The 12919-nt window shown below is 65.1% G+C and carries 14 protein-coding genes and 1 pseudogene; 9 read left to right on the top strand and 6 right to left on the bottom strand.

Annotated features, from left to right (window positions below):
* Positions 1-15 precede the first annotated feature (15 nt).
* Positions 16-978: a bifunctional Delta(1)-pyrroline-2-carboxylate/Delta(1)-piperideine-2-carboxylate reductase gene (gene lhpI / locus DPM35_RS05675; RefSeq protein WP_112126363.1), complete on the top strand. Its 963-nt coding sequence runs from the start codon at positions 16-18 to the stop codon at positions 976-978.
* Here the strand turns inward: lhpI and DPM35_RS05670 are convergent.
* The 3 genes and pseudogenes from DPM35_RS05670 to DPM35_RS05660 form a co-directional block, all read right to left on the bottom strand.
* Positions 971-1407 (bottom strand): annotated as a pseudogene (locus tag DPM35_RS05670) (EVE domain-containing protein). The gene lhpI and the pseudogene DPM35_RS05670 overlap by 8 nt on opposite strands.
* The gene (locus DPM35_RS05665) at positions 1404-1784 is read right to left on the bottom strand and encodes a VOC family protein (RefSeq protein ID WP_112126362.1); all 381 of its coding nucleotides are present in this window, start codon (positions 1782-1784) and stop codon (positions 1404-1406) included. The pseudogene DPM35_RS05670 and the gene DPM35_RS05665 overlap by 4 nt, the downstream one beginning before the upstream one ends.
* A gap of 70 nt (positions 1785-1854) precedes the next feature.
* The gene (locus tag DPM35_RS05660) at positions 1855-2565 is read right to left on the bottom strand and encodes a helix-turn-helix transcriptional regulator (protein WP_112126361.1); all 711 of its coding nucleotides are present in this window, start codon (positions 2563-2565) and stop codon (positions 1855-1857) included.
* 99 nt (positions 2566-2664) lie between these two features.
* Between DPM35_RS05660 and DPM35_RS05655 the strand changes: the two genes are divergently transcribed.
* From DPM35_RS05655 to olsB, 7 genes are all read left to right on the top strand, one after another.
* Positions 2665-3150 (top strand): DUF1772 domain-containing protein, encoded by a 486-nt coding sequence (locus DPM35_RS05655; protein WP_112126360.1) that lies wholly within the window; start codon positions 2665-2667, stop codon positions 3148-3150.
* 88 nt (positions 3151-3238) lie between these two features.
* Positions 3239-4321 carry an RsmD family RNA methyltransferase gene (locus DPM35_RS05650; protein ID WP_112126359.1) on the top strand — a complete coding sequence of 361 codons (1083 nt, stop codon included), beginning with the start codon at positions 3239-3241 and terminating at the stop codon, positions 4319-4321.
* A gap of 1 nt (position 4322) precedes the next feature.
* Positions 4323-5183 (top strand): TrmH family RNA methyltransferase, encoded by an 861-nt coding sequence (locus DPM35_RS05645; protein ID WP_112126358.1) that lies wholly within the window; start codon positions 4323-4325, stop codon positions 5181-5183.
* A 23-nt stretch (positions 5184-5206) separates the two neighbouring features.
* Entirely contained in the window at positions 5207-5689 is a 483-nt protein-coding gene (gene lspA / locus DPM35_RS05640) for a signal peptidase II (RefSeq protein ID WP_112126357.1), read from the top strand.
* Positions 5690-5746: 57 nt separating this feature from the next.
* Positions 5747-6736 carry an acrylyl-CoA reductase (NADPH) gene (acuI, locus tag DPM35_RS05635; protein WP_112126356.1) on the top strand — a complete coding sequence of 330 codons (990 nt, stop codon included), beginning with the start codon at positions 5747-5749 and terminating at the stop codon, positions 6734-6736.
* A 123-nt stretch (positions 6737-6859) separates the two neighbouring features.
* On the top strand, positions 6860-9139 hold the full coding sequence (locus tag DPM35_RS05630; RefSeq protein WP_112126355.1) for a PAS domain-containing hybrid sensor histidine kinase/response regulator: 2280 nt from the start codon (positions 6860-6862) through the stop codon (positions 9137-9139).
* A gap of 195 nt (positions 9140-9334) precedes the next feature.
* Entirely contained in the window at positions 9335-10210 is an 876-nt protein-coding gene (olsB, locus tag DPM35_RS05625) for a l-ornithine N(alpha)-acyltransferase (RefSeq protein ID WP_181591971.1), read from the top strand.
* A gap of 98 nt (positions 10211-10308) precedes the next feature.
* Here olsB and DPM35_RS05620 read toward each other — a convergent pair whose 3' ends face one another.
* Together DPM35_RS05620 and grpE are read right to left on the bottom strand one after the other, a co-directional pair.
* Positions 10309-10941, bottom strand: a complete 633-nt coding sequence (locus tag DPM35_RS05620; RefSeq protein WP_112126353.1) for a trimeric intracellular cation channel family protein — start codon at positions 10939-10941, stop codon at positions 10309-10311.
* 97 nt (positions 10942-11038) lie between these two features.
* Entirely contained in the window at positions 11039-11671 is a 633-nt protein-coding gene (gene grpE, locus DPM35_RS05615) for a nucleotide exchange factor GrpE (protein WP_112126352.1), read from the bottom strand.
* Positions 11672-11889: 218 nt separating this feature from the next.
* Between grpE and DPM35_RS05610 the strand changes: the two genes are divergently transcribed.
* Complete coding sequence (locus tag DPM35_RS05610; protein WP_112126351.1) at positions 11890-12090, top strand: hypothetical protein; 201 nt, start codon at positions 11890-11892, stop codon at positions 12088-12090.
* Between the two features lie 75 nt (positions 12091-12165).
* Here DPM35_RS05610 and DPM35_RS05605 read toward each other — a convergent pair whose 3' ends face one another.
* Entirely contained in the window at positions 12166-12786 is a 621-nt protein-coding gene (locus tag DPM35_RS05605) for a DJ-1/PfpI family protein (protein ID WP_112126350.1), read from the bottom strand.
* Between the last annotated feature and the right edge of the window lie 133 nt (positions 12787-12919).

The following is a 12919-nucleotide window of genomic DNA, read 5'->3' as shown; positions in this document are numbered from 1 at the left end:
AATCCGGAGCCTTCGATGCTGACCATTTCGGCCGCTGAGGTCGACCGCGCGCTGACCTTTCCCGGCCTGGTCGAGACATTGCGCACCGCCTTTCGCGAGGGCGCCGTGCAGCCGGTTCGTCACCATCATGGCGTCCAGAGGCCGGATGGTGCGGCCTCGACCCTGCTTTTGATGCCGGCCTGGACCGACTTCAACGCCGCGGGCACCTCGGAGGGAGGCCATATCGGCGTCAAGATCGTCACCGTGTCGCCGGATAACAACGCCATCGGCAAGCCGGCGGTGATGGGCCTCTATCTTTTGCTCGACGGCGTCACCGGCGAGCCGCAGGCGATGATCGACGGCCAGCGGCTGACGCAGTGGCGCACGACCTGCGCCTCGGCGCTCGCCGCCTCCTATCTCGCCCGCAAGGATGCCTCGCGGCTCTTGGTCATCGGCGCCGGCGCGCTGTCGCCGTTCCTTGCCAAGGCACATTCGGCGGTCAGGCCGATCACCTCCATCCGCATCTGGAACCGCACGCCGGCCAATGCCGAGAAGGTGGCCGCCGCCTTGCGCGCCGACGGCCTTCCGGCAAGTGCGGCCGACGATCTCGACGCGGAGCTTGCCGAGGCCGACATCATCGCCTCGGCGACCATTTCCAACACGCCGCTGGTCAAGGGCGCGCTGCTGAAGCCGGGCGCCCATGTCGATCTGGTCGGCGGCTTCACGCCCGAAATGCGCGAGGCCGACGACGATGCCATTTCGCGCGCCCGCGTCTATGTCGACACCCGCGCCGGCGCCACCAAGGAGGCCGGCGACATCGTCCAGCCTCTGGCCTCGGGCCTGCTGAAACCGGAAGCGATCATCGGCGACCTGCATGAGCTCGCGCGCGGCGAGAAGCAAGGCCGCCAAACCGACAGCGAGATCACGCTGTTCAAGTCGGTCGGGGCGGCGCTTGAAGACCTCGCCGCCGGCATCGCCGTCTACAAGGCACTCAAATAGCAGCGCTTTCCAGCTTGGCTCCCATCGCCTCGCCGATCAACCGGAAATCGTCCTCGCTGATCTCGAAAAGGCCGAAACGAAGCTGATAGCCCCAGCTCGGCTTGCCCGCGGTGAAGTCGAGCCGTCCAAGCAGCGGCTTGATCGGCGCCTCCTCCGCATCGCACCAGTCGACGTCGCGCCGGGCAGGCGTGAAACCGCCGCCCATGACGCCCTCATACACGTCCCTTGCCGCACGCTTCCGATCGCCGTGAAGGATTGCAGCCCGTCCTTCTCGCCGAGCACGGTGCTCGAGGAGTAATAGGCGATGCCGTCGCCCGGCTTGATGCGGCGCAGCGGCGCCGCCTTGCCATGGTTGACCTGCATGAAGCCATCTCTGCGGCCGATCCGCACATGCTCGGCCGATGCGACCGCGAGCCAGAAGCCGGTCATCCCTGCGCTCCCTCGAAAGGCGAATAGACGCGCAGGCGATGATTGTCTGGATCGAGCGCGACGAAGGTGCGTCCGAAATCGAGATCGGTTGGAGCCTGCAGCATTTTGAGGCCTCTGCCGGTCCAATCCGCATGGGTGGCATCGACCGCCGCGGCGTTCTCGACGGCAAGCACAAGCTCGCCGCCACCGCCTGCCGCCGCAGCCGCCGGTTCCACCGTGTGGCGCGACCAGAGGCCGAGCTTGAAGCCCTTGTCGAGCACGAACATGACGAAGGTCGGTGAGGATTCGACCGGCTCGCGCCCGAGCAGCAAAGCGTAGAACGCACCGCTCTTTTCCGGGCTGTCGACATAGAGGATGACGAAATTCGGCGTGGTCATATCTGATCTCCAAAGTGTCTGGACCTTGGGGACCATATGCGGATCTACTGTCAGATTCTGGCAGCAGCGATCAGGCGGAACCGTCCTTCCTGGCCGTCGGGCGCGGTGCGTCCAGCGTCGCCCGCCACTCCTTCAGCATCGCCTGGCGGCGGCGCGGATAGCGGATGCCGGTCACCGTCAGGTCGGACATCCTGTCGGCGCGGAAATGGCGGAAATCCTGGCGCATCTCGCACCACGCCACCATCACCCGCACCTTGTCGAAGAAGCTGAGCGCGAACGGCCAGACCAGCCGCTCGGAGGCCGCACCCTCGGCGTCGCGATAGAGGAAACCGAGCTTGCGCTCGTCGCGGATCGCCTGCCGCACAACGCCGAGGTCGATCGCTTCGAGGTTGTCCGATCGCGGTCCAACAAGCAGCGTCGTGGCATCGAGATCCTCGCGCAGGTCGTCCGGCAGCACCGCAGCGATCTTGGCAAGCGCATCGGTCGCGGCGGCGGCCAGCCTTTTGTCGGGCTGCTTCGCCACCCAGCGCGAGCCGAGCACGATCGCCTCGATCTCCTCGTCGGTGAACATCAGCGGCGGCAGCATGAAGCCGGGCTTCAGCACATAGCCAAGCCCCGCCTCGCCGTCGATCGGCGCGCCCTGCCCCTGCAGCGTCGCGATATCGCGGTAAAGCGTGCGGATCGACACACCCATCTCGTCCGCAAGCGTGCGGCCGCTCACCGGCCGGCGATGGCGGCGCAGAATCTGGATAAGGTCGAGCAGGCGTTCAGAGCGGGACATGATTGGCTAACCGATGCGCCGGACAATAGGGCTGGCCCCGACATCACGGCAAGCGACCCTCCGAGGGAACGCCTGCCGGTCGCGGCCGTTGTGCCCATCATGGAGATGCGCGGGTTCCTGTTGTTCTGGTCTGTACTGACCGCTTTCGTCGCGGCGCTCAGCCTTGGGCCGTCCTTTGCCCATGTGCTGGAATCGCTCCCCAGGCTGACGAAATGGTCACCGGCATTGTGGCGCGAGGCGACCGTCTTCAACGGCCAGTTCGTGCTTTTTGCCGTGATCGGAGCACCGCTCGATATCGCCGCGGTCCTCTGCCCGGCGCTTCTCGCCTGGATGCTGCGCGGCCAAGCTGGCGCATTCTGGTTCGTGCTCGCCGCCACGTTGCTCTACGCCGTTTCGCTGGCGCTCTGGTTCGCTCTCGTCAAACCGGCCAACGACGTTCTCGCGACCTGGGCGCCAGGACCGATCCCGGACAATTTCGAGGCCGTCCGGCTGCGTTGGGAAACCGGCCACATGGCGGTGACCGCGGCGAAGGCGCTCGGCTTCATTTCGCTTTGTTTCGGCCTGCTCGGTGTCCGGCATGGTTGATGACCCCACCATTAGATGAGCCACGCTTTGTTGCGCCGGGAGGCTCAGCTGTGGCAGAAGCGAGCCGAACCGCCGGAGATGATCCTTCTTGAAATCTTTTCGCGACAAACGCCGCGATAATCGACCGCAGCACGCGAGGCCGGAACAGGCCCGCCCGCGCGACGCGTTTGCGGCTGGACGGCAGCAGGCAGCATCTGCGGAGCGCCGCGAAACCAAACCGGCGGATCGGCAGGACGCCAAACCGGCGCCGCGTGTTCTTGCCCGCCGCGAGGGCTCCTTGCCCGCCGAGCGCCTGCCGCTGATCCTCGAAGTCGCGCCCAACGCCGACTACGCGCTGCTGGACAGCGGCGCGGGCGAAAAGCTCGAGCAATACGGCCCCTACCGCATCGTGCGCCCTGAGGGCCAGGCGATCTGGCAGCGGGCCCTTCCGGCAAAGGAATGGGAGCGCGTCGACGCCATCTTCACCGGCGACACCGACGAGGAAGGCATCGGCCGCTGGCGCTTCCCCAAGGCACCGCTCGGCGAGACCTGGCCGATGAAGCATGACGGCATCGATTATCTCGGCCGCTTCACCTCGTTTCGCCATGTCGGCGTCTTTCCCGAGCAGGCTTCGCATTGGGACCATATGGCTGGGTTGATCGCCGCGGCGAAGCGCCCGGTCAAGGTTCTCAACCTGTTCGGCTATACCGGCCTCGCCTCGCTGGTCGCGGCCCGCGCCGGCGCCGAGGTCACCCATGTCGATGCCTCGAAGAAGGCGATCGGCTGGGCGCGCGAGAACCAGGAAATGGCGGGACTTGCCGACAAGCCGATCCGCTGGATCGTCGAGGACGCCGTGAAATTCGCCGAGCGCGAGGAACGCCGTGGGAGTCGCTACGACATCGTGCTGTTCGACCCGCCCGCCTATGGCCGCGGCCCCAAGGGCGAGGTCTGGCAATTGTTCGAGGACCTGCCGGGCCTTACTGACCTCTGCCGCTCGATCCTGACGCCGAAGCCGCTGGCTGTCGTTCTCACCGCCTATTCGATCCGCGCCTCCTTCTTCGCCATCCATGCGCTGATGCGCGATACTTTCGCCGGCATGGGCGGCACGGTCGAATCCGGCGAGCTGATCATTCGTGAGAAATCCGCCGGCCGCGCGCTGTCGACCTCGCTGTTCTCGCGCTGGGTGGCTTGAAATGAACGCACATGACGGCGCTCGCCCTGTCGGGCAGGTCAAGGAAGTCACCAGCCTCGCCAATCCGCTGGTCAAGGACATCAAGGCGCTGGCGCTGAAGAAATTCCGCGACCAGCAGAACGCCTTCATGGCCGAAGGCCTGAAACTGGTCATCGACGCGCTCGACCTCGGCTGGTCGATCAGGACGCTGGTCTTCGCCAAGGCCGGACGCGGCAACACGGCCGTCGAAAAGGTCGCCGCGCGGACTGTCGCCGCCGGCGGCACGGTGCTGGAGGTCTCCGAGAAGGTGCTGGCGGCCATCACCAGGCGCGAAAACCCGCAAATGGTGGTCGGTGTCTTTGCCCAGCAGACCGTGCCGCTGAAGGAGATCCGCGCCAGGGACGGCGATGTCTGGGTGGCGCTAGACCGGGTGCGCGACCCCGGCAACCTCGGCACCGTGATCCGCACCGTCGACGCCGTCGGCGCCAAGGGGGTCATCCTGGTCGGCGACACCACCGATCCGTTCTCGCTGGAGACGGTGCGCGCCACCATGGGCTCGATCTTCGCCGTGCCGGTCGCAAGAGCGACCGAACAGGCCTTCCTCGCCTGGCGGCGCGATTTTTCGGGACTGGTCGTTGGAACGCACCTCAAGGGCGCGGTCGACTATCGGTCCGTCGATTTTACCAGGGGACCGGTCTTGCTGCTGATGGGTAACGAACAGCAGGGCCTGCCGGACAGCCTCGCCGAGAGCTGCGACCGGCTGCTCCGAATTCCCCAGGCAGGCCGGGCTGATTCGCTCAACCTGGCGGTCGCCACCGGCGTGATGCTGTTCGAGATTCGGCGCGGCGCGTTGAAGCTCGAGCCTGCCAGCGACAGCCGATGAGAACTGCCAATGAGGACTGATAAGTGAAATCCTGGTCCCCTTACGCCTTGCTGGTGATCGTTGCCATTGCGCTCGACCAGTGGATCAAGCAGCTGGTCGAGAACGGTCTCGCCTTTCAGGAGAAGGTCGATCTCCTGCCCTTCCTGGCGCTGTTCCGCACCTACAACACCGGCATCGCCTTCTCGATGTTCCAGTCCTTCGGCGATACCGGCCTGGTGGTCATCGCCGTGCTGGTCGTCGCCTTCGTGCTCTATCTCGCCACGCGCACGCCTGCCGGTCATGTCGTCGCCCGCACCGGCTTTGCGCTCATCATCGGCGGCGCGCTCGGCAACCTCATCGACCGGGCCGTTTACGGCCACGTCATCGACTACGTCCTGTTCCATACGCCCGTCTGGTCCTTCGCGGTGTTCAATCTCGCCGACGCCTTCATTTCGGTCGGTGCGGCGCTTGTCGTCTTTGACGAGCTGATCGGCTGGCGGCGCGAGCCGAAACCTTCGCAAGATTGACGGCGCGCGGCTGCCGCCCCACAGTCAGGTCCATCGCCGGAGCCAGAGGAGAATAAAGTGTCCGACACCTTCAAAGCCATCCTCGTTTCGCGCGATGCCGAAAAGAAGCAGTCGGTCGATGTCGTCGACCTCACCGAGGCCGATCTGATGGAGGGCGACGTCACAGTCGCCGTCGAGGCGACGACGGTGAACTACAAGGACGGGCTCGCCATCACCGGCAGGGCGCCGGTCGTGCGCCGCTGGCCGCTGGTTCCGGGCATCGATTTCGCCGGCACAGTGATCGACTCTTCCCATCCCGATTGGCGCAAGGGCGATCATGTGATTCTGAACGGCTGGGGTGTCGGCGAGACGCATTATGGCGCCTATGCCGGCCGCGCCCGCGTCAAGGGCGACTGGCTGGTTCCGCTGCCCGAGGGCATGAGCGCGCATGACGCGATGGCCGTCGGCACGGCAGGCTACACGGCGATGCTCTCCGTCATGGCGCTGGAGCGTCACGGCATCGTGCCGGATCGCGGTCCGGTGGTGGTGACGGGCGCGGCCGGCGGCGTCGGCTCGGTCGCCATCTCGATCCTGTCGAGCCTCGGCTACCATGTCATCGCTTCGACCGGCCGCAACGCCGAAAGCCCCTATCTGATAGACCTCGGCGCGGCCGAGGTGATTTCGCGCGAGGAGCTCAGCCAGCCGGCGAAGCCGCTCGCCAAGGAGCGCTGGGCGGGCGGCGTCGATTCGGTCGGCAGTCATACCTTGGCCAATGTGCTGTCGATGACCTCTTACGGCGGCGCGATCGCCGCTTGCGGCCTGGCCGGCGGCATGGACCTGCCGGGAAGCGTCGCGCCCTTCATCCTGCGCGGCGTCTCGCTGCTCGGCATCGATTCGGTGATGGCGCCGAAGCCGGTCCGCCTGGAGGCATGGCGTCGCATCGGCACCGACCTCGATCTGAAGAAGCTGTCGACATTGTCGCGCACCATCGGTTTCGACGGCATTATCGCCGCCGCGCACGACATCGTCGAGGGTAAGGTCAGGGGCCGCGTCGTCGTCGACATGTAGCCGGCAGGCCACGCAAAAAAGTCCCGTTCGCCCGCGCATGCGGGCGGCCGGAATCCGCGCAATCGCTAAAATTCGAACGATCCGCCCCAGTCTTCCATAATTTCTGTCTGGCATGGTCCGCGCATGGTCGCGGACTCCCACATCAGGCAGGACAGCAAAGCCGCGGGCGCTGACAGGCTCATTCCCGATGCGCCGAAGCGGCAGGTGCTCGTCGCGCCGCCGCTGGCCCCCGACTTGCCTGCCGCCAGCCACGAAGGCCTGGCCTTCCTGACGATCGTCGCCATCGTCGTCCTGGCAGGGCTGGCGCATCTCACCGGGGCGCCGATCATCGTCACCATCGGGCTCGCCGCTGCGGCCTTTGCCGGCCTTGCCATGCATCTGCGCAGCCGCCGCGACGAGCGGCGCACCGCGGCACTTCTCGACGAGACCGCCGCACGCAGCCGCGCCGAGATCGAGACCCTCGCCGATCGCATGTGGGAGATGCAGGAGAGCGAGGAACGCTTCCGCGGCCTGATCGACGCGCTCGGCGACCTTGTCGTCCATCGCGATCGCGACGGCCATATCGTCTATGCCAACAGCGTCTTTGCCTCACTTGTCGAGATCGACCCTCGCAATCTCGCCGGCAAGACCTTGTCCGAGCTTGGCATCGATGTCGGCGTCGTTCCCGACGCCGCCTTCTCCGACCATGAATGCCTGAGTTCCACCGATGTCGCGATCCGCACCCAGAACGGGCCGCGCTGGTTCTCCTGGATCGAATTGTCGGTGCGCGACAAGGATACCGGCGCCGTCTCGCACCGGGCAATCGCCCGCGACATCACCGCCCGCAAGCGCGCCGAATCCTCGCTGATCACCGCGCGCGAGCGGGCCGAATATGCCAGCCAGGCCAAGTCGCGCTTCCTCGCCACCGTCAGCCACGAGATACGCACGCCGATGAACGGCATCATGGGCATGGCGAAGCTGCTTGCCGACACCGACCTATCGCCGGAACAGCGGACCTATGTCGGTGCCGTTTCCACCTCGGCCAGCGCGCTGCTCGCGCTTATCGAGGATCTGCTCGACTATTCCAAGATCGAGGCCGGCCGCTTCGAGCCCGAGCCTCAGCCGACTTCGCTGCGCGAAATCGCCGACAACATCATCGAACTTCTGGCCGCGAAGGCTTTTGCCAAGAATATCGGTCTCGGCTGCTATGTCGAACCCGATGTGCCGCAAATGATCACCGCAGACCCCGGCCGCTTGCGCCAGGTGCTGCTCAACCTCATCGGCAACGCGGTGAAGTTCACCGATACGGGCGGCGTGCTGCTCACCGTGGCACGCGCCCGCAGCGAAACCAGAGACTGCATCTGCTTCACCGTCGCCGACACCGGCCCCGGACTGCGTGAAGAGGACATGGAGCGCATCTTCGAGGAGTTCGAGCAATCCGACGGCACCTCGACCAGGGTGCATGGCGGCGCGGGCCTCGGCCTTGCCATCTCGAAGCGGCTGGTGACGGCGATGGGCGGCACTATCTCCGTTTCGAGCCGGCTCGGTGAAGGATCCGAATTCGTCCTCGAGATCCCGGCGGTCGCGGCGACCGAGCCGCCGCCGCACCGGCGCAACATCCTTGCCGACCGGCGGGCGGTGATCGTTTCGAAGAACGCCATCGAGGCCGATGCCATCGCTCGCGCCATCAGAGCCCATGGCGGCATCGTCGAGGTTGCGGCGACGCCAGGCCAGGCCGCTCCGTTCGCTGCCGGCTGCAACGTGCTGCTGATCGACGCGGCGCTCGAAAACAGTGATGGCAGGTTGCTCAAGCGGTTGCGCGACTCGGGCTTTGCCGATTGTGAAGCCATCACCCTGATCGCGCCGACGGACCGAGGCATGCTCGGCGAATTCCGCGCCAGCGGCTACGCCACCTTCCTGGCGAGACCGGTGCGCGGCGAGACCCTTTTGCGGGTGTTGTTGACCAGCCATGGCTCCGCGCTCACCCAGCCGCGGCCGGAGCCGCGCGGCGGCGCCTCGGTGCGCAGGCGCGATCAGGGCCTGTCGGTGCTGATCGCCGAGGACAATGACATCAACGCCATGCTCGCCCGCGCCACGCTGCTCAAGGCAGGGCATCGCGTCAAGGTTGTCGGCAACGGCAAGGCCGCGGTCGACGCCGTCACCGAGGCCGGCCTCAAGTTCCGCTTCGATGTGGTGCTGATGGATCTGCATATGCCTGTCATGGACGGCCTGGATGCGATCGCCGCCATCCGCCGCCATGAAGAGTCCCTGGCGATGCCACCGATCCCGATCATGGTGCTTTCGGCCGACAGCCAGGAAAAGACCCGGCATGCCGTGCTCGCCCATGGCGCCAGCGGTTTCGTGACCAAGCCGCTCGACCCCGACGCGCTCGTCCAGGCGGTTGAAGGCCAGGTCGCCGCCTGACGAAATTTTGAAGCCTTGTAAGCCATGCATTGCCTTGCTTTTGCGACCGTAAGATAGCCGGTTGAGGGTATTGTCCAGCCGACAAAGTATTGCCCGCCACGTCGTATCACGGTACTGTCACAATCCTGTTGCACCTACACCGTATCCCCGTGCCAAGAGGGATGGCTCGAAGGAGAATCACTCGTGCATACAGTTATGCCTGAATGTGACACTCGGCCGAATGCCGGCGGCGCTCTGCTCGCTGCCCGTACCGCCGATGCCGTCGCAAGCGGTGCTCCGCTGGGCCGGATCGGCAACCTCGAGGTGCGGCTCGCCCGCAACGAGGCTGAAATCGCCGCCGCCCAGGAAGTCCGCTATCGGGTATTTTATGACGAGCTTGGCGCGAGGAAGGACCTGTTCCAGGCGCAGGACCGCCGCGATGCCGACCGTTTCGACCCGCTCTGCGACCACCTTCTCGTGTTGGACACGTCCCTTCCCGGCCCCGAGCATCGCCGCATCGTCGGCACCTATCGCCTGCTGCGGCAGGAGATCGCCGCGACCGCCGGCGGCTTTTATTCCGAGGGCGAGTTCGAACTCACCAAGTTGATCGCGCGCCACCCCGGCCAGCGCTTCCTCGAGCTCGGTCGCTCCTGCGTTCTGCCCGAATACCGCTCCAAGCGCACCATCGAGGCGCTGTGGCAGGGCATCTGGGCCTACATCAACCATTACGGCATCGGCGTAATGACCGGCTGTGCCTCTTTCCACGGCATCGTGCCGGCGGCGCATGCCGAGGCGTTGACCTATCTCGCCCACCATTGCCGCACCGACTCCGCTTGGGATGTCCGCGCGGTTCCGGGACGCTATTGCTCGATGGACCTGATGCCCATCGAAGCGGTGAACACCAAGGCGGCGATTGCCGCCATGCCGCCGCTGGTCAAGGGTTACCTGCGCGTCGGCGCCCGCATCGGCGATGGCTGCGTGATCGACCATGAATTCTCGACCGTCGACGTCTTCGTCGTCATGCCGGTCAAGGAGATCGGCGCCCGCTACGTCAACTACTATGGCGGCGAGGGCCAGCGCTTCGCGGCGTGATTCCGGTGAATGGGGAATAGTAAATGGTGAATGGTTGAGGGCCCTCGGCTCTCCCGCCCATCGACCATTTCACCATTCACTATTCACCACTTGCTCTTTCACGGAATATCCTCCGGCCTTCGCCCTGGCCGGCTCTTATAGGCCGCAAACGACCAGCCGAATTTAAGCGCCCCGCCGCGCACCACGAACGCGGCCGCGAAGCCGAGCAGGCTGGACGCCAGCGCCGGCAGGCCGGCAAGATCGCCAAGAGTGAAAATGGCGGCGCCGGCAAGGGCGGCCGTGACATAGATTTCAGGCCTGAGCAGCACCGAGGGTTCGCCGGCAAGCAGGTCGCGCAATATGCCGCCTGAGGTTGCCGTCAGCACGCCCGTGATGACCGACACGACAGGCGAACCGGTGATCGCCAGTCCCTTTGCCGCGCCCATCACCGAGAACGCGGCAAGCCCGATGGCATCGAGCCACAGCAGCAGCTTGTAGCGGGATTCGAAGCGGTGGGCGCTGAAGAAGACCAGCACCGCGACCACGGCGCAGATCAGCACATAGCCGCTGTTGGCGACCCAGAACACCGGCAGGTTGAGGATGACGTCGCGCAACGTCCCGCCGCCGATGCCGGTGATGCTGGCCAGGAACAGGAAGCCGATAATGTCGAGCTGCTTGCGCGAGGCGGCAAGCGCGCCCGTCGCCGCGAAGACGGCGACGCCGGCAAAGTCGAGCAACGCGATGGGATTCATGAGCGAGCGAGTAGTGGGTAGCGAATAGTGAGTAGTGAATACCACGAAGCCGAGCCGTTGATAGCCAGCTTCCCTATTCGCTACTCACTATTCACTCTCAAGCATCCTTCTCGGCCTGCTCGTTCACCGGGCCGGGCTCGACCTTCGCCTCCGCGGTTGCCTTCGGGCCACCCTTGGCGACACCGACCATCGCCGGCCGCAGCACGCGCTCGCCGATCGAATAGCCCGGTTGCACCACCTGGACGACGGTGCCGGCCGGAACCTCCGGATTGGGCACCTCGAACATCGCTTGGTGGAAGTTCGGATCGAACTTCTCGCCTTCGGGCGCGAGTTTCTTCACGCCGTGGCGCTCCAGCGCCGACAGCATGGCGCGTTCGGTGAGGTCGACGCCCTCGATAAGCGCCTTGAAGCCGGCATCGCCGGAGGCCTTGGCCTCGGCCGGAATGGCATCGAGCGCGCGGCGCAGATTGTCCGACACCGACAGCATGTCGCGCGCGAAATTGGCCACCGCGTAAGTGCGCGCGTCATGCACGTCGCGCGCGGTGCGCCGCCGCAAATTCTCCATTTCGGCCGCGGCGCGCAGCGCGCGGTCCTTCAGTTCCTCGTTTTCCTTCAGCAGCCGCACAAGCGCTTCGTAGTCGCCGTCGACGCCACCTTCCGCACGCTCGCCGGAAGCCTGGGTGGCTTCCATATCTTCGGGCGTGCGTTCGTCTTTTGCCTGGTCGCTCATCGCCGTTTCCCGTCATTCGGATTGGTCTGGATTTGCGCCCGATATCGAGGTTTGGAGGCCAAAAATCAAGGGGTAAGCGCTCGCGGCGGATGTCGAGCCGTCGTTCCAAATTAATTCAAATTTTACCGTATCACGCAGCTTTGCTTGCCCTCGAATGCCGTTGCGGGAACCATAAACGGGCTGGAGGAGTTTCGAAGCCGACACAGGATTTTGGGACGATGAACGGCAACAACGGCAACCGGCGCGCCGAATTGGCCAACGATATCAGGCGGCAGGCAGGCAGCGAAGCGACAAAGCGCTTTCTGCGCACATTGCCGGCATTTCGCCTGGAAAAGGAGGTGCCCCGGCGGCTGAGCGACCTGCTTGACCGCCTGGACGGCGTGGATGCCAAGAAGGCTGGCGGCGAGCGGCGTCAATAGCCGCGCGCAGCGGTTAGAGCAATTCCAGGAAAAGTGTGTAGCGGTTTTCCGTCCGGAATTGCGCAAAGAACAAGTTCAGGCCGCCTTTCGGTCGGCACGCGTCAGTGCTTCGCCGTGGCGGATCTCGGTGCCGAGGACCTTCAGGCACTCCCGCATGAAGGCGGCAAGGCCAGGCCAGCCTTTGGCCGACACCAGATTGCCGTCGACATGCGCGCCGGTCGGCGCGACATCGATATAGGTGCCGCCGGCAAGCGTCACTTCCGGCTCGCAATAATGCAGCGCCGCCACTTCCTTGCCCCGCACCACGCCGTCGACCGCGATCAGGATCTGCACGCCATGGCAAATGGTGAAGATCGGCTTGCCGGTCTCATGGAAATGCCTGACCAGCGCCTGCACGCGCTTGTCGATGCGGATATATTCCGGTCCGCGCCCGCCCGCGGCATAGACCGCGTCATAGTCGGCCGGATTCACCTCGGCGAAGGTCTTGTTGAGGATGTAGTCGTGGCCAAGCTTTTCGGTGTAGGTCTGATGACCTTCGAAGTCGTGCAACGAGGTCTTCAGCACGTCGCCCGCCTTCTTGTCGGGGCAGACGACATGGACGGTATGACCCACCGCGTGCATGGCCTGTTCAAAGACGAAAATCTCGTATTCCTCGCTGAACTCGCCAACGAGCATCAATATCTTCTTGCCGGCCATGCCGTTCCTCCCTTAGCTGGCATTTATTTCGGGGTGCAAAATAATAACCCTATCCTACGGTGAGGACGGCAAAAGGGGAAGCGCAAATCGCCAAACTGGTCTGACCAGATGGATTGGAGCAATTCCAGGAAAA

It is taken from the genome of Mesorhizobium atlanticum (assembly GCF_003289965.1).
Classification (GTDB): Bacteria; Pseudomonadota; Alphaproteobacteria; order Rhizobiales; family Rhizobiaceae; genus Mesorhizobium; species Mesorhizobium atlanticum.
Note: the sequence above shows the minus strand (reverse complement) of the source record. Positions and strands in the feature narration are given on the sequence as shown.